This is a genomic window from Geothrix fuzhouensis (assembly GCF_024609325.1).
GTDB classification, from domain to species: Bacteria; Acidobacteriota; Holophagae; order Holophagales; family Holophagaceae; genus Geothrix; species Geothrix fuzhouensis.
In genome coordinates this window covers 421,277-437,796 of record NZ_JANHMQ010000002.1, presented here as the reverse complement: position 1 = coordinate 437,796, position 16,520 = coordinate 421,277, and the positions used below count along the sequence as shown (strand labels likewise).

The following is a 16,520-nucleotide window of genomic DNA, read 5'->3' as shown; positions in this document are numbered from 1 at the left end:
GGGGGGAGCGCTACCCCTCTGCTTCGCTTCCGGCCAGCCCGATGGGCGTGCGCTGGAGCTTCCAGCCGGCGAGGGCCCAGCAGAGGGCCCCGAAGACGAGGAGGGCGAGGAGGGCGAGGGCCGGGTGGGTCGTCACCTGCTCCTGGGCCAGCAGCTGGTTGGCCTGCACCTGGGCCGCCCGGCTGCCGGCGAGGCTTTCAATGTGGTGGGTGAAGGTGAGGCGCTGGAGGAAAGGCGGGAAGATCCGCACCAGCGGCTCCCACAGGAAGAAGTACAGAGCGCCCCAGAGCGTGCCCCGCTTGAAGACCAGGCCCATCAGGGTCATGAAGGCCAGCTCTCCCCACCAGGCTCCCACCAGCGCGAGGGTGCGGCCCGGCAGCAGCGCCGGATCGCCGCCCACCACCTGGAGGCCCAAGGCCCCGAGGATGAGCCAGCCGGCGCCCCAGGCGAACCAGGGCAGGCCCTTGCCCAGGGGCAGGGCCCAGGCGGGGGCGGGACGCACCAGCAGCAGGGGCAGGGTGCGCTGCTCCAGGTCCTCGCGGATGCCCGCAGGGGCCGCGACCAGGGCCATGATGGGCAGCATCATCTTCACCAGTCCTTCGTGGAAGATGCGGAGCGCCTCTCCGGGGTTCGTATCGAGGCCCCGCATCCGGCTGATGGTGAAGATGAGGATGCTGAGGCCCACCGGCGCCATGACCAGGGCCGCCAGCACCCAGCCGCGGCCCTGGAGCACGCGGGGCGCGTAGCCCCGCGCCGTGGCGCGGATCGTCGTCAGGGGAGAGGGAACCGCGTTCATGCGTGGTCCTTCGTTAAGTACTGGAAAACGGCGTCCAGGTTGAGATCCAGAGGGTCCATCGCCCGCAGCGGGATGCCGCCCTCCGCCGCGGCCTTCTGGAGGCGAGGCAGAATGTCCCGGGGCGAGCGCACCGAGATCACCACGGTGTCCTCCTCCATGCGCAGGGCCGCCAGTTCTGGCTGCTCCACGGCCCAGCGGGCCAGCTCCTGGGCCTCGCCCGTGAGGCGCAGCTCCACCGGATGGCGGTCCAGCAGCTGGCGGATCTCGGTGACCGTGCCCTCGGCCAGCAGGCGGCCACGGAACAGCAGGAGGATGCGGTCCGTGAGCTGGGCGATCTCGCCGAGGATGTGGCTCGACACCAGGATGCGCGTGCCCTTGGCGGCCAGGTCGCGCAGGAGGGCCATGAGGATCAGCCGGGCCTCGGGATCCAGGCCATTGAAGGGTTCGTCCAGGATGAGCAGTTCCGGCTCGTGCAGCAGCGCCTGGGCCAGGCGGATGCGCTGGCGCATGCCCTTGGACATGCGCGCGAAGGTGAGGTGGGCGCGATCGCTCATGCCCACGGTGGCGAGGGACCGGACGACCGCAGCCTTCAAGCCGTCCCCCGACAGCCCGGAGAGTTCGCCCATCATGCGCAGCCATCGGTCCGCGCGGAGGCCCGTGGGCAGGCGATCGCCCTCCGGCACCAGACCCAGGCGCGACAGCACCGCCGGGTTGCGGAACGGAGCCTCACCGAAGACCTTCACCTCACCGCCGGAAGGCGGCAGCAGGCCCGAGAGCAGCTGCAGCAGCGAGGACTTGCCCGCGCCGTTGGGCCCGAGCAGGCCCGTGATGCCGCCGCCATCCGGCAGCTCGAAGGTGGTGGGGCTGAGGCCCAGGATGGGGCCATAGCGGAGGGAGGCGCGGTCGAGCGTCATCATCAGATCACCGCCTCGGAAGGCATGGTCCGCTTGGCGGCCACGAAGGTCCACAGCCCGAGGTGGAAGGCCGTGCCGAGAAGCGCGGGGCCCCAGCCCAGCAGGGGATGGTCCACGCCCACGAAGAGCTGGGGCCAAGTCTCCGCCAGCAGAATCGGGTTGAGAGCCTGGATGGGCGAGAAACCGGTCAGGCCCTGGATCATGGAGGCCAGAGTGGCGGCGCCCAGCACCAGGCCCAGCACCCAGCCGATGCCGGCCCGGGGCGTGGCGGCCATGCTGGAAGCCCCCACGGCCAGCGAGCCCATCAGCGCCGAACTGATGGCCATGGCAGGGAGCAGCCGCAGGGGCGCCGTCACCCACACCGGGCCGCTCGCGCCGGCAAGGATCAGGGACAGCAGCCAGGGCAGCAAGGCGAAAGGCAGGAGGATGGCGAAGGGCAGGGCCGAGGCGAAGCCCAGCTTGGCGAGCAGGTAATCCCTGGGCGCCACGGGATGGGCGTACATCAGGGGCCGCACGCGGTAGAGCGTGTCCCGCGCCACCAGGCCGCCGCCCACCAGCGCCACCAGGAACCAGAGCAGGTAGCTGGCGGGGTTCAGCAGATCCGCCTGGAAGTCCGCGCCCTGGGTGAGGATGGTCTTCGCGAAATCCTGCATGGGCTTGAAGGTCTGGTTGGTCTGCAGCAGATGGTCCACATAGATCCGGGCCACCTTCCAGAGCAGCAGCATGAGGAAGGCGAAGCCGAAGAAACGGCCGATCTTCTGGCGCCAGAGCCGGGCGAGGTCGAAGCGGATCAGCACCAGGGCCGGGGGATGACCGTGGCCGAGATCCGGCGCGGGAGGGAGGGTGGGCGCGTAGATGGGCATCTCAACGCCCTCCGTTGGTCGCGGCAGAGGACTTCAAATCAGGCTGCGCCTGATTTGAAGTCGGGAGTTCCGGGGGCGTAGGCCGCAGGCCGATCCCCTGGACAGCATCAGGATGCAGAGCTCTCAAGAGCACTTCGTCCAGGCGGTCATGGCGGGGGGTGAGCTGCACCAGGGTGGCGCCGTGGCCTTCGGCCCAGCGGAAGGTGGCCACGGGATCGGCTTCGATCAGTTCCAGATCGTAGAGGCCGTTGCGGGCTTCCAGCACGGTGCCCAGGTCCACCAGGGCGGCCTCCTGGGCCGCATCAAGCGGATCAAGGAATCGCAGCTCCACGCGCTTCGCGAGGGCCCTGCGCAGCCCCGCCATGGAGCCCGCCGCCTTGATCTGACCCTGATCGAGGATCACCAGCTGGTCCGCCACGCGCTCCACGTCGCCCAGCAGATGCGAGGCCAGGATGACGCCCGTGCCCAGCTCCGCGTGGACGCGCAGCACCAGATCGAGCATGCGGCGGCGGCCGTCGGGATCGAGGCCGTTGGTGGGTTCGTCCAGGAAGATCAGTTCGGGGCTGTGCACCAGCGCCTGGGCCAGCTTCACCCGCTGGCGCATGCCCGTCGAATAGCCGCTGACGGGGCGGTAGCGGGCTTCGTCGAGCCCCACAAAATACAGCACCTCGTGGGCGCGATCCCGGGCCGCTTCCGGGGCCAGGCCGCTCAGCTCGCCCCAGAAGGCCACCTGTTCGTAGGCGGAGGCATCTTCGATGAGGGCGTCGTACTCCGGCATGTAGCCGATGCGGGACCGCAGCTTCGCGGCCTCGGGCGCTCCCAGGGGCACCCCCAGCACCGTGCCGCCGCCACCGGACGGCTGCAACAGGCCCAGCAGGGCCTTCAGCAGGGTGGACTTGCCAGCGCCGTTGGGGCCCAGCAGACCCACGATGCCGCGGTCCAAGGTCAGGGTCAGGCCCTTCAGGGCGGGCGCCGCGGTGGCGGCATAGCGCACTTCCAAGTTCTCGAAGGCGATCAACAGAGCCTCCAGATGACGGTCACGGCATTCTCCAGGATGTTGATTGTTACGAGCGTTGCGGGGAATGGATTAGGGGGTGTTTCGGGATGACCAGCGTATTTCCTGGTTATCCCGTTACGGCTCCTTGGATCGCCCAGGAATGCTGCGGAATGGATTGTTCATTGAAAGCGACTTAGGCTGGACGGAACCATCCTCCCATCCCCCGGGGACTTCCGCATGCAACTCCTGGACTGGCCCTTCCTCGACGCACTCCAAACCGGAGCCCTGGCGGCCCTGTTCGTCAGCTTCGGTACGGACGCCCTGTCCCGGCGGGATCGGATGATGGGCTGGATGGCCATCACCTGCCTGCTGGTGGGCCTGCGGCACGGCGTACTGGCCGTCGGCACCCTGCCCACCTGGAATCCTGACCTGGTGGACCGGGCCCAGAGCCTGCTGGTGGCCTTCGGGTTCATCGCCCTCTGCACCGCCCTCACCGAGCTCTTCCCCAAGCACATCCCCCGGCGCTTTCCCGGGTGGATCGCCCTGGGCATGATTCCCAACTACATCCGCAACCTCCTCCTGCCGCACCCGAGCCTGGCGGAGCTCTGGCTCCATCACGTCTCCAACCTCACCTACCTCGTGGGCTGTGGCTTCATCATCCACTGGTCCTTGCGGGCCCGTCAGGACGGCGACCCCATGGGCCGCCGCCTCTTCCTCGGCTTCCTCGGCCTCACCATTCCCGTGGTGGTGGAGATCGTCGCCCAGAGCCTCTTCGGGATCAAGATCCGCCTCTCCGGCTTCAGCCTCGTGATCCTGGCCATGGCCATCGGCACATCCTGGCAGTGGCTCGTGGTCCGAACCATGGAATCCCGCATCCACCGGGCCGAGACCGAGGTGGAGGTCTGGCGCAGCCTCGTGCCGGGTAATGCCTTCCGCACGGATCGGCCTTCGGCGTTGATGGAAGGGCTCTTCGGCAGCGGCTGGGCCAACCGCGTGCGCGAATCTCCTGAGGCGCCCCTGGTGGCCCTGGATGGCGGCTCCTACCGCCTGCGGACCCGCCTGCTGCATCATCACGAGCGCCTGGGCTGGTACGAGCGGGAGGAGGACACCCAGCCCGGCGCCCGGGGTTTCCTGGCCGGGTGGACCGTGGCCCTGGGCATGGACGACCCCGTCGCCAGCGCCCGGATCCAGGCGTGGCTGCGCAGCTGGGGGGCGGATGTGCACCTGTGGGGCACGGTCCCGCCCCGGGAGGGCCCCTACCCCAGCGTGCTGATCTGGGCCCGGGAGCCCAGCATCCTGGCCGTCTGGCGGGAGGACGACCTGCTGCGCCGCAGGCCCCGGTGGGTCCAATTGGGCGGCCCGGCCACGGCCGGGCCCCATGCCCGCCTGGACCTGGATCTGGACGCCACCAGCCTTAGGGCCCTGCTCCGGGACCTGCTCTCCCGGCACTGATATCCGCAGGGAGGCCGGGTATTGAGTCCTGGGCACTTGCCCCGGATCGCAGGATCCATCGGAGAATGGCGTCATGAGCTTCGCCCATCTTCACCTGCACACCGAGCATTCGCTGCTTGACGGCCTCACACGCATTCCTGATCTCGTGAAGAAGTGCCGGGCCTCGGGGATGCCCGCCGTGGCCGTCACGGATCACGGAAACATGTTCGGGATGATGAAGCTCTTCGACGCCTGCGAGAAAACGAAGGACGCCGAAGGCAACTGGGCCGTGAAGCCCATCCTGGGCTGCGAGGTCTACGTGGCCCCGAAGACCCGCTTCGACCGCAAGCTCGAGGCGAAGAACACCACGGGCGAGGAGGGCCTGGAGGACTGCGTGGACCCCAGCGGCTCCCGGGATGCTGGCTACCACCTGGTGCTGCTGGCCAAGAACCCCGTAGGTTTCGCCAACCTATCGAAGCTCGTATCTGCGGGCTTCACGGAAGGCTTCTACTACAAGCCCCGCATCGACAAGGATCTGCTCCGCCAGCACAGCGAGGGGCTCATCGGGCTGTCGGCCTGCCTGGGCGGCGAGGTGCAGGCCCGCATCCTCCAGAACCGCCTGGACCAGGCCGAGCGCGTGGCCCGCGATTTCCGCGACATCTTCGGCGAGGACTTCTACCTGGAGATCCAGGATCAGGGGTTCGACAAGGAGAAGGAGATCATCCCTTCCCAGATGGACCTGGCCGCGAAGCTGCGCATCCCCCTGGTGGCCACCAACGACGCCCACTACCTCAACCACGAGGACGCCGACCTGCACGATACGTTGCTGTGCATCGGCACCAAGACGACCAAGGCGAAAGAGAAGCGGATGCGCTTCTCCACGGACCAGTTCTACGTGAAGACGCCCGAGGAGATGCGATCGGTCTTCCCCGATCATCCGGAATACCTGGAGCGCACCCTGGAGATCGCCGCCAAGGTGGACCTGTTCCCCATCACGCGAAAGCCCGTCACACCCCGGTTTCCCGTACCCGAGGGCTACGACCTGGAATCGTACTTCCTGCATGTGGCGAAGGAGGCCTTCGAGCAGCGCATCGTGGAATGCCGGCCCCTCTGGCAGGCGGGGACGCTGAAGCATGCGGAGAGCAAGTACCGAGAGCGCCTGGCCTTCGAGCTGGACATGATCCTCAAGATGGGGTTCCCCGGCTACTTCCTGCTGGTCTGGGACTTCATCCGCAAGGCCCGGGAGATGGGCGTGCCGGTGGGTCCAGGCCGCGGTTCCGCGGCGGGCAGCATCGTCGCCTGGTCCATGAAGATCACGGACATCGATCCCATGCAGTACGACCTGCTGTTCGAGCGCTTCCTGAATCCCGAGCGCGTGTCCATGCCCGACGTGGACATCGACTTCTGCCGGGATGGCCGCCAGAAGGTCATCGACTATGTCACCGAGAAGTACGGCCAGGACAAGGTCAGCAGCATCGTCACCATCAACCAGCTCAAGACCAAGGCTGTCATCAAGGACGTGGCGCGGGTCTTCGAGAAGGACTTCGCCTTCGCCAACAACCTCACCAAGCTGGTGCCCCAGGAACCCGGCAAGCCCATCACCGTGGGCGAAGCGCTGGAGAAGAGCGACAAGCTGCGGGAGTTGTATGAGACAGATCCCGAGGTGAAGAACATCCTCGACATCTCCGCGCGGCTGGAGGGCCTCTCCCGCAACACCGGCGTCCACGCCGCGGGCGTCATCATCGCCCCGGACGAGCTGACGCAGTTCGCGCCGCTGTCGATGGACAAGGACAAGAAGGTGATGGTGCAGTACACCATGGTCGAGGCCGAGCGGGCGGGCCTCCTGAAGATGGACTTCCTGGGCCTGGAGACGCTTACCCAGATCGCCAAGACGCAGGAGGTCATCGCCCGGCGCCATGGGGCGCCCAAGGACATGACCACCATCCGCACCTTCGACGACAAGAAGACCTTCGAACTCTTCGCGGCGGGCGACACGGACGGCGTCTTCCAGTTCGAGTCCGGCGGCATGAAGCAGCTGCTGCGCCAGCTGGGGCCAGACCGCTTCGACGACCTCATCGCCCTGAACGCTCTCTTCCGGCCGGGCCCGCTGGGCGCGGGCATGGGCACGACCTATGTCGAAAGGCGCCACGGTCGCGAGCCCGTGACCTACATGTTCCCGGACCTGGAACCCATCCTGGCGCCCACCTACGGTGTGATCCTCTACCAGGAACAGGTCATGCAGATCGCCAGCCTCGTCGCCGGGTATTCCCTGGGCGAGGCGGATATGCTGCGCCGGGCCATGGGCAAGAAGGACAAGGAGAAGATGGCGAAGGAGAAAACCAAGTTCATCGAACAGGGTGCCTCCCGCGGCTACGACAAAGCCAAGGTCGCGGAGATGTTCGACCTCATCGAGTACTTCGCCGGCTACGGCTTCAACAAGAGCCACAGCGCCGCCTACGCCATGGTGGCCTACGAGACCGCCTACCTGAAGGCGAACTACCCGGTGGAATTCATGGCCGGTCTGCTGTCCACCAAGTCCGGCCGCACGGATGATGTGGCCAAGTACGTGCAGAACTGCCGCGAGCGGGGCATCGAGGTGCTGGGGCCGGATATCAACGAATCGGCGCTCGATTTCACCGCGACGTCGGATCGGCAGATCCGGTTCGGCTTCGCCGCGGTCAAAGGGCTGGGCGAAGCCGCGCTGCAGGCCATTCTCGAGGCCCGGGAGGCCGAGGGCGGCTTCAAGGATCTGTTCCACGCGCTGAAGAGCACGGATCTCCAGAAGGCCAACCGCAAGGTGTGGGAATCACTCATCAAGGCGGGCGCCTTCGACAGCTTGGAACCCAACCGGGCCGCGCTGCTCCAGGGCCTGCCGGACGCGGTGTCCGCAGCTTCCCGCGGGGGGGGCGACACGGGCATGACCAGCCTCTTCGACGATGCGGAACTGGCCAGCCTCAGTCAGGACTGGCGCGTGCCCGAAGGCATCGAGCCCTGGGATCGCCGGGTCCGCCTCGCCGCCGAGCGCGAGGTGCTGGGCCTCTTCGTCAGTGGGCATCCTCTGGAGGAGTTCGCAGATGCCATCCAGGTGCACACCCACGGCACCCTGGCCAAGATTCTGGAGGAAGTGAGCGCCGGCCGCCTGCGGGACCGCCACGAGGTCACCCTCGGGGGCATGGTGACGAGCGTGGCCTTCAAGACCAACCAGAAGGGCGAACCCTGGGCCATCCTCCAGGTGGAGGACTTGGCCGGGAAGATGGAAGTCCTGCTCATGGCCAGCAAGTGGGATCCTGTGACCAAGCGGAAGGATGCCCTGCGTCCCTTCGACCGCTACCGGCACCTGGCCGTGCCCGAGGCCATGCTGCGCATCACTGGCGAGCTGCGGGTGGAGACCCTTCAGGGCAATGGCAACGGCAACAGCGAGGCCGAGGAAGAAGAAGAGCAGACTGTGGTGAAGGTCTTCGCCACCCTGCTGGAACCCCTGGAATCCTTCCAGGGCCAGGGTTTCACCGGGGCCCTCGTGCGCCTGCCCGTGGGCGAATGCCCGCCCCGGCTGGAAGGCATCCTCAGGGACCACCACGGCGACCTGCCCGTGACTTTCGAGTACCGTTCAAAAGAGGGGCTACTGGCTCGCGTGAAGGCGGGCCGCGACGTGCGCCTGAAGCACGACCCCGACCTGGCCGAAAAGCTGGCCAAGGAAGCTGGATGCACCCTGACCTGGACCTATTGATGCCCGGCAATCCGGACGCGGAGCCGTTGTGATCCCCCTTCCCCTCCTGCCCGGCTTTGACCGATGGGGCGCCCACCTGGAGGCCCTGCTGGCCCGTCCCGAGGGGCTGTGGATTCACGGCCCGGCAGGCTCGGGTGTTTCGACGTTAGCGGCTAAATTTGCCCATCTCCGAGGAGGTAACTGGACCGAGGCCGGTTCTGTGGAGGAAAGCGCTGCCTGGCTGGACAGCCACCCCGGGGGGGTGGTGGCTGCCCGGACTCCCATGCCCACCTCCCTGGCCTGCCTGGAACTGCGCCTGCCGTCCCTGGAGGAGGACCCCGCCTGCATGCCCAGGGTTCTGGCGGCGCTGGCGGAAGAAGAGGGTGTGCCGGCTCCCTGGCCCCCGGCGCTGGGGGCGCTGCCCTGCCCCGGCAACCTGCGGGAGCTGCGCAACCGCCTGCTGCGTTGGAAGCTGCTGGGCCAGCTGCCCGGGCCAGAACCCGCGGGCCCGCCCCGCTTCGAGGCCGAGGATCTGGCCACCAACCTGCATGACCTGGAACGCTTTCTCCTCCACCGGGCCCTGCGCCGGGCCTACGGCAACCGGGTGGAAGCCTCGGCCCGGCTGGGCGTGAGCCGCCGCCAGCTCTACCTGCTGATTCGCCGCCATGGCGATCCCGTCCGGGGCGAATCTGCCTCTGGCGACCTCCCCCAGCGATTGAAAAAGCGAAGATCGGCACAAAACTCCAGTCCGGCGCCTGGCACCCGATAACGGGGGGTGCGGTCAGATGGCCGCCGTACGGATGTTGAACCATGGCGACGCCTCTTCGGATTCTGGTGGTGGACGATGATCCTGGCATGCGGGATGGCATGGCCTTGAGCTTGAAACGCTCGGGGTCGTCGGTGGACCAGGCCCGGGACGGCGAGGAGGCCCTGCGCATGGTCCGCCCTGGCGGCTACGATGCCGTGGTGGCGGACTTCCGCATGCCCGGCATGGATGGCCTGCAGCTCACGGCCCGTCTCAAGGCCGTGGACCCTGCCCTGCCGATCCTGCTCATCACGGTCGCCAGCGACCAGCAGACGGCCCGGGAGGCCGCGCGTCTGGGCGCTTTTGATGTCCTCTCCAGACCCTTCAGTGCCGAGGAACTCCCCGCCGCCCTGCAGAAGGCTTTGAAATCCGAGGAGCACCTCATGGCCAAGGAACCCGCCGAAGCGCCGCTGATCCTCACGCAGGACCCGGCCCTGGGCGAGACCCTGGCCCTAGCCCGCCGCGCCGCGGATAGCCGAGCCACCATCCTCATCCAGGGCGAAAGCGGCACCGGCAAGGAACTGCTGGCCAGGCTCATCCATGGCTCGAGCCCCCGCCACAGCGGCCCCCTGGTGACCATCAACTGCGCGGCCCTCCCAGAGGACCAGCTGGAAACCGAACTGTTCGGCCAGGAGAAGGTCGCCTCCCCCGGGGCACCCACGAAGCTCGGCGGGTTCGAGCAGGCTGACGGCGGCACCCTGGTGCTCGACGCGGTGGACGCGCTACCTCTGGGCACGCAGGGCCGGTTGCTGCGGAGCCTGCAGGAACGCACCGTGGAACGTGCCGGCACCAACCGGCCCGTGGACGTGCGCCTCATCTCGCTCACCAGTCGCGATCTCCTGGCAGAGGTGAAGGCGGGCCGCTTCCTCGAGGAGCTGTACTACCGCCTGAACGTGATCCCCCTGAACCTGCCGCCCCTCCGCGACCGGCCAGGCGATCTGGAATTGCTGGCCTCGCACTTCGCCGAGCGCTACGCCCGGGAAAACGACCGCGCCGTGCCCGAGCTGATGCCCAGCTTCTTTGCCGCCCTGGCCCGCCACCCCTGGCGTGGCAACCTTCGCGAGTTGGAGAACGTGATCCAGCGCTGTGTGGTGGTGAGCCAGACCCACCGCCTCACCCAGCAGGACCTCAACTGGCTCCTGCCTGCCACGGCCTTCACGGGCCTGCCTGGGGATCCGCCTGAATCCGGGACGCCGGCGTCCCGGACCGCTCCCGCTTCCGCGGCCTCCCCCCGGTCCGAGGGGGCGCCCGCCGCCGGGGCCGTCGCGGCCGATCACCACAAACCCCTGGTCGGCCTGCCCTTGGGCACCCCCGTGGTACTGCCGCTGGGCCTGAGCCTGCCGGAGCTGGAACGCTTCTGGCTGCTTTCCACCCTCAGCGCCCTCAAAGGCAACCGCACCCACTGCGCCGCCAAGCTCGACATCGCCCTGCGCACCGTGCGGAACAAAATCAACGAATACAAGGCCGATGGGTTCGCCATCCCGCCGAGTCAGCGGGGCCGGGACGACGAGTGAAACCTGGCGGTTTCACTCGATCAGAAAAGCATTTGAACCACCGATAAACACCGATGAACTCCGATCAAGATCAATTCTTTTATCGGTGTGCATCGGTGTGCATCGGTGGCTCATATTCTTTGTCTTTGAATCTCATCGGTAACATTGCTCGGTTTGATATCAGCAAATCACGAATGACACTCGTCAGATCCCAGCAGGCAATATGGTCTTGACCGCATCAACGACCATATCTCGGTCGTCATCTGCAAGGCATTCTCGGCACCACTCAGTCGCCATCGTTTCCCATACGCTAGTGGCACTCTTAAGAATGCGATCCCCCACCAAGCTAGGCCAGCGATGGAAATCGGGGCTAAGGACCGCATCTTCTAGATACGTGTGAAGATCACCGGCACCGATCCCGAATCGGTCGTGCAGGTTCCCCCAATTGCGATCACGCAACTCCAAGAAAACAACTCGTTCGGGTGCATCCTCTCCAGGCAGTCTGGCACATCCGTCCGCGGCAGCTTGATCGCCGTCAAGTACGCCCAGGCCGGGCTGAGGTAGCTTTCCCGCAGCAGCTAGCTTGCCCATCATGGCGACGACATTAGCTGGCCCAACCGGTGAGATCCGAATGCGGGACATGAGCGTCTGTCCTTCTGGGTGGCGCGCAATAATTTCTCGCACCCAGACCTCAGCGGAACGATCTTCCACATAGACGAACGCCTCGGGGTGCACCATCTCATCAAGTTTGGTCAGAGCGAACTCAGGACTTGCGCCGTAAACAACATTTGGACCATCGGCCGTTGGCAGGAGTAGTACTCGTGCTTCTGGTGGCAGCTCTTCGAGCACATACGGGCTGTGCGTGGAAACAATTACTTGGATGCGGCGCAGCCGACTCAAATTAATCAAGAAATTGATGAGTCGGCGCTGAGCTCTGGGGTGTAGCGAGGCTTCCACCTCGTCGATGATGATGAGTGAGTTGTTGGGGACCTCTTGCAAGGCCCGCATCAGGTCAAGTGAAGTATCCTCGCCTGCGCCCTGATGGAACTGAGATATCTCTCCGAACTCTCGCTGGAGCAAGCCGACTGGGCGCTTCGCATTAACATCGGGCGCAGCAAATCTGGCATTTTGGTACTGTCGGCCAAGGATGTAGGAAAGATGATCCCGAAAGTCATCGGATAAAGCCTCTGTTGAAATCTCACCCGCAGCTAGACGCGCTACTCGCGCGTATCCAGCCGTCGCATCAAGGGGGAGCGTTCGAGCAACGTCGAACCAGAACACGCCACGTTTATAGCGTTTCTCGGGAAAACTCCAGCGCTTGGTAGGCTTACGAATTTTAAAACTCGGTGTGAGATCGCCAATCTTGATCTGATATCCCAGTTCGACATCTTTGAGAGTGTCCCAATGAGTATCGAGAAAGAAGTCAGACGGGAAATAACCTCCCTCCGCCACCTTTTCGTATGCAGCAGCAGCAACCTTCAGGACTGTACTTTTCCCAGCACCGTTCTCACCAACGATGGCAACCACAGGAAATTTAAATTGGACGATCTGGCCCAGCCAGCCACGAAGCCCTGCTATTTCAATGCGCTCAAGGAAATGGGGCCATTGCCCCCCCTGAAACTGATCTCTTATCCGCGTGATCTCACCTACGTTCATTAAGACCCCCTGATCTATTCCAGCCGAATACCAAGCTAAAAACGTTTCTATTGATAGGCCGACTCCATCAATGTTCCTATACAGACTTGTGATGGGTCAGAAATTCAAAGAAATTGTACAAATTTCGAGCCGCCCCAACCACCCACACTTCCTTCCTATGTGCTCTCGGCAGTGATGCAATCCTACGGTTTCGCCGGCTCTCCGGCCTTCGCCCGCAGCCACGGAGGTACGGTGGTGGCGCCGGTTTCATGGCGGTAGAAGGCGGCGGTGATCTCGGCGCCCAGGAGCAGGATGGCGCAGCTGTAGTAGAGGAAGATGAGCCCGGCCACGATGCCCAGCAGCGAGCCGTACATGATGCCCCAGGTCATGGTGTGGCGCAGGTAGACGCCGAAGCCCCACTTGGCCAGCCACCAGAGGCTCGTGGAGATGCCCGCACCGAGGAGGGCATGGCGGAACTTCACGTGGAGGCGGGGGAGGTGCTGCAGCACCATGGTCACCACCACCAGCCCCAGGATCGGCGCGAGATAAGGCAACAATTCCATCTGCTTGGCGGGCAGGAATTTCCGGAGCGCCCCGCCGATGAGTATGGCCAGGAAGAGCACCATCAACAACAGGCCGCCCACCAGAAAGACCACCCGGCGAAGCAGGTGGTTCTTGCGGGTCTGCCGGTGTTTCTTGATCCGCAGGCCGAACACATGGGCCAGGCTGGTGTCCAATTGGCTGATGCCCCAGTAGCTGCCGAACAGCAGCACGCCCCAGGACAGCCCCATGCCGCCGATCTTCTGGCTGTTGGCTACCGCATCCATCACGAACTCGCGGGGGAGGTACGGCACGATCTCCTGCAGTGTTCTCAGGGTCGCGGACCCGTAGGCGCGGCTGCCGATGACGGCCCCCAGCAGCTTGAAGAGCAGCGTGGACAGCGGCACCAGGCTCACGATGAGCCAGAAGCTGAGACCCGCGGCGTAACTCAGGCAGTCGTCCTTGTGGTACTTGCCAAGCACTTCCACCGTGAAGGCCCCGGCCCGGCCCAGGAGCGGTACCGCCCGCGCGATCCTGTGCCACAAGATCGCCAGGACCCGCCAGAGCCGCTCCAAAGTGGCGAGCAGGTTCGCCCAGTGGCCCAGGACCTTCTCGACCACGGAATCCCCCTCAGAGACTAGAAGCCAGCAGGAGGGTGCCGGGGCAGCAGGTACATCAACCAGGCCAGCGCCAGCCCGATGCCGAGTAGCCCAGCCGCATGTTTGAGGATCGAGGCCCGCGTCCGCTCTGGCCGCGTCGTGGGATGCAAGAGCCCCAGCACCAGGGCAATGCCGAGTCCCATAACGACGAAGTGGATGACGTGGCTGGAAAGAAAGCGCATGGCACCAGGGTAGCAGGCGGGGGAGGTCGGGTCAGAGTCCAGACTCCGGACTGTCTTACTGCGTGGCCGGATTCTCCCGTGTGGGATTTGCCGCCTGCGTGCCCGCCCCCTCCGGGCCCAGGGGCTGGGGCATTCGGGTGAGGGCCAGCTGGATGACCTCGTCCATGTGGCTAACGAGGTGGATGCTGAGCTGCTCGCGCACCTCGACGGGAATCTCTTCCAGGTGCCGCGCGTTCTCGCTGGGGATGAGGACCGCCTTGCGGCCCTGGCGATGGGCGGCCAGAAGCTTTTCCTTGAGGCCGCCGATGGGCAGCACCCGGCCCCGCAGGGTCAGCTCGCCCGTCATGGCCATATCGGCCCGCGCGGGGATGCCCGTCAGCACGGAGATCAGGGCCGTCGCCAGCGTGATGCCGGCGCTGGGGCCGTCCTTGGGGATGGCACCTTCGGGTACGTGGACGTGGAGATCCACCGTGTCCAGGAAGTCGCGCTTCAGGCCCAGGCGCTCGGCCCGGGAGCGCACATAGCTGAGGGCCAGGTTGGCGCTCTCCTGCATGACCTCGCCCAGCTTGCCCGTGAGCTTGAGGATGCCTTTGCCCGGCAGCACGGCCGCCTCGATGGTGAGCAGGTCGCCGCCCGTGGGCGTCCAGGCCAGGCCATTCACGAGGCCCGGCGGGGCCGTGTCCTCGGCGCGGGTTTCGAGGATCTTCTCGGGCCCCAGCAGCTTCGGCACACGCTCGGCGGTGATGAGCGGATCGAAGGCCTCGTCCGCCGCATCGGACAGGTGGGGCTGGAGCGTGTGGCGGGCCAGCTTGCGGAGGATGTTGGCGATCTCCCGCTCCAGCTGGCGCACGCCCGCCTCGCGGGTATAGGACTGCACGAGCTTCTCCAGGGCCGCCGGCTCGAAATGCACGCCCATGTCCTTCATGCCATGGCCTTCGAGGGCGCGGGGCAGCAAGTGCTGCTGCGCGATGGCCAACTTCTCCTTGGTGGTGTAGCCGGACAGCTCCAGCACCTCGAGGCGGTCCTCCAAGGGCTCGGGAATCTGGTGGCGGATGTTGGCCGTGGCCAGGAAGAGCACCTGGCTGAGGTCGAAGCCAACGTCCAGGTAGTGGTCCTGGAAGTTGGCGTTCTGCTCGGGATCCAGCACCTCCAGCAGGGCGCTGCTGGGATCGCCGCGGAAATCCGAGGCCATCTTGTCGATCTCGTCCAGCAGCATGAGCGGGTTGCGGACCTTGGCCTTCTTCATCAGGGAGATGATCCGACCCGGCATGGAGCCGATGTAGGTGCGCCGGTGGCCGCGGATCTCGGCTTCGTCGCGCACGCCGCCCAGGGACAGCCGCACGAAGGGCCGGTTCAGGGCTCGGGCGATGCTGCGTGCCAGCGAGGTCTTGCCGACGCCGGGCGGGCCCACCAGGCAGAGGATGGGTCCCCGGAGGGGGAGGCGGGCGCCATCCTCCCCGTTCCCGCCCTTCTGTAGCCGCGCCATGACGGCGAGATGCTCCAGGATGCGGGCCTTGATCTTGTCGAGGCCGGAGTGGTCCTCGTCCAGCACGCGCTCGGCCTCCATGAGGTCGAGGCGCTCGTCGGCCATGGCCTTCCAAGGCAGGGCCAGCAGCCAATCCAGGTAGGTGCGGCTGACGGTGGCCTCGGCGCTCTGCGGCGGCATGGCCTCCAGACGCTCCAGCTCCTCCAGGGACTTGGCCTTGGCCTCGGCGCTCATGCCCGCGGCCTCGATCTGGTCCTTGAGGCGAGTGGACTCGTCCTTCTCGTCCTTCTTGCCCAGCTCCTGCTGGATGACGCGCATCTTCTCGTTCAGGACGTACTGCTTGTGGTCCTGGTCCAGGCGCTGCCGGGTCTTCTCGTCGAGGGTGCGATCCACCTCGGAGCGGGCCGCGTCCAGCTCCAGCAAGTGCAGCAGGGCTTCGAGCCGGGGCCCGATCTCCAGCAGCTCCAGGATCTCCTGCTTCTGGCTCACTTCGGCGGGCACCAGGCCGGCCACGGTGTCGATGGCCTTGCCCAGGGGCAGCTCGCGAATCTGGTCCATGCTGAGCAGGCGCGAGGCATCGGGATTCCGGCCCAGGAAAGCCTCCACCGCCTGGTGGAAGGGCTGGATGGATTCCCCGGCCGGTTGGCTGGGCTCGGCCAGCAGGTAGGCCTCGGCCTGGATGACCTCGCCGCTGTCGTCGTAGCGGCGCAGGTTCACCCGCGCGATCCCCTTGACGCCCACCTTGTAGTAGTCCTTGGGCAGGGCGATGACGGATTCCACGAGGGCCAGCGTGCCGATGGCGAAGAGGTCCTCCTGGCCCGGCGACTCCACCTTGGCGTCCTTCTGCGTGAGCATCAGGAGGTGGTCACCAGCCTTGATGGCCAGCTCCAGGGTGCGCACCGAGGCCGACCGCCCCACCACGAAGGGCACCCGCGCACCGGGGAACAGCACCATGTCCCGGATGGGAATGGCCGGCAGGGTGAGGGTCTTCGGTACGGCCAAGGTCTTCCCTT

12 protein-coding genes are annotated in these 16,520 nt (G+C 66.1%); 4 read left to right on the top strand and 8 right to left on the bottom strand.

Features of this window, described 5'->3' with window-relative positions:
• Positions 1 to 10: 10 nt before the first annotated feature.
• Genes NOV74_RS09280 through NOV74_RS09265 form a run of 4 tightly spaced genes read right to left on the bottom strand, consistent with a single transcriptional unit; the run spans position 11 to position 3,591 of the window.
• Positions 11 to 796, bottom strand: a complete 786-nt coding sequence (locus NOV74_RS09280) for a hypothetical protein (protein ID WP_257312476.1) — start codon at positions 794 to 796, stop codon at positions 11 to 13.
• Positions 793 to 1,713 (bottom strand): ABC transporter ATP-binding protein, encoded by a 921-nt coding sequence (locus NOV74_RS09275; RefSeq protein ID WP_257311395.1) that lies wholly within the window; start codon positions 1,711 to 1,713, stop codon positions 793 to 795. Before NOV74_RS09275 ends, NOV74_RS09280 begins: the two co-directional genes overlap by 4 nt.
• Complete coding sequence (locus NOV74_RS09270; protein WP_257311393.1) at positions 1,713 to 2,573, bottom strand: hypothetical protein; 861 nt, start codon at positions 2,571 to 2,573, stop codon at positions 1,713 to 1,715. Before NOV74_RS09270 ends, NOV74_RS09275 begins: the two co-directional genes overlap by 1 nt.
• Before the next feature lies 1 nt (position 2,574).
• Positions 2,575 to 3,591, bottom strand: coding sequence for an ABC transporter ATP-binding protein (locus NOV74_RS09265; protein ID WP_257311391.1), 1,017 nt, complete (start codon positions 3,589 to 3,591; stop codon positions 2,575 to 2,577).
• 216 nt (positions 3,592 to 3,807) lie between these two features.
• Between NOV74_RS09265 and NOV74_RS09260 the strand changes: the two genes are divergently transcribed.
• The 4 genes from NOV74_RS09260 (at position 3,808) to NOV74_RS09245 (ending at position 11,026) form a co-directional block, all read left to right on the top strand.
• Complete coding sequence (locus NOV74_RS09260; protein WP_257311388.1) at positions 3,808 to 5,022, top strand: hypothetical protein; 1,215 nt, start codon at positions 3,808 to 3,810, stop codon at positions 5,020 to 5,022.
• A gap of 73 nt (positions 5,023 to 5,095) precedes the next feature.
• Positions 5,096 to 8,728 (top strand): DNA polymerase III subunit alpha, encoded by a 3,633-nt coding sequence (gene dnaE / locus NOV74_RS09255; RefSeq protein WP_257311386.1) that lies wholly within the window; start codon positions 5,096 to 5,098, stop codon positions 8,726 to 8,728.
• 28 nt (positions 8,729 to 8,756) lie between these two features.
• Positions 8,757 to 9,476, top strand: a complete 720-nt coding sequence (locus NOV74_RS09250; RefSeq protein WP_257311384.1) for a helix-turn-helix domain-containing protein — start codon at positions 8,757 to 8,759, stop codon at positions 9,474 to 9,476.
• 41 nt (positions 9,477 to 9,517) lie between these two features.
• Complete coding sequence (locus NOV74_RS09245) at positions 9,518 to 11,026, top strand: sigma-54-dependent transcriptional regulator (protein WP_257311382.1); 1,509 nt, start codon at positions 9,518 to 9,520, stop codon at positions 11,024 to 11,026.
• A 183-nt stretch (positions 11,027 to 11,209) separates the two neighbouring features.
• On the opposite strand, the gene NOV74_RS09240 is transcribed toward NOV74_RS09245, so the two are convergent.
• The 4 genes from NOV74_RS09240 to lon form a co-directional block, all read right to left on the bottom strand.
• On the bottom strand, positions 11,210 to 12,661 hold the full coding sequence (locus tag NOV74_RS09240; RefSeq protein WP_257311378.1) for an ATP-dependent nuclease: 1,452 nt from the start codon (positions 12,659 to 12,661) through the stop codon (positions 11,210 to 11,212).
• A 182-nt stretch (positions 12,662 to 12,843) separates the two neighbouring features.
• Positions 12,844 to 13,800, bottom strand: coding sequence for a YihY/virulence factor BrkB family protein (locus tag NOV74_RS09235; protein WP_257311376.1), 957 nt, complete (start codon positions 13,798 to 13,800; stop codon positions 12,844 to 12,846).
• 17 nt (positions 13,801 to 13,817) lie between these two features.
• On the bottom strand, positions 13,818 to 14,021 hold the full coding sequence (locus NOV74_RS09230; protein ID WP_257311373.1) for a hypothetical protein: 204 nt from the start codon (positions 14,019 to 14,021) through the stop codon (positions 13,818 to 13,820).
• Positions 14,022 to 14,076: 55 nt separating this feature from the next.
• Entirely contained in the window at positions 14,077 to 16,509 is a 2,433-nt protein-coding gene (gene lon, locus NOV74_RS09225) for an endopeptidase La (RefSeq protein WP_257311371.1), read from the bottom strand.
• Positions 16,510 to 16,520 lie beyond the last annotated feature (11 nt).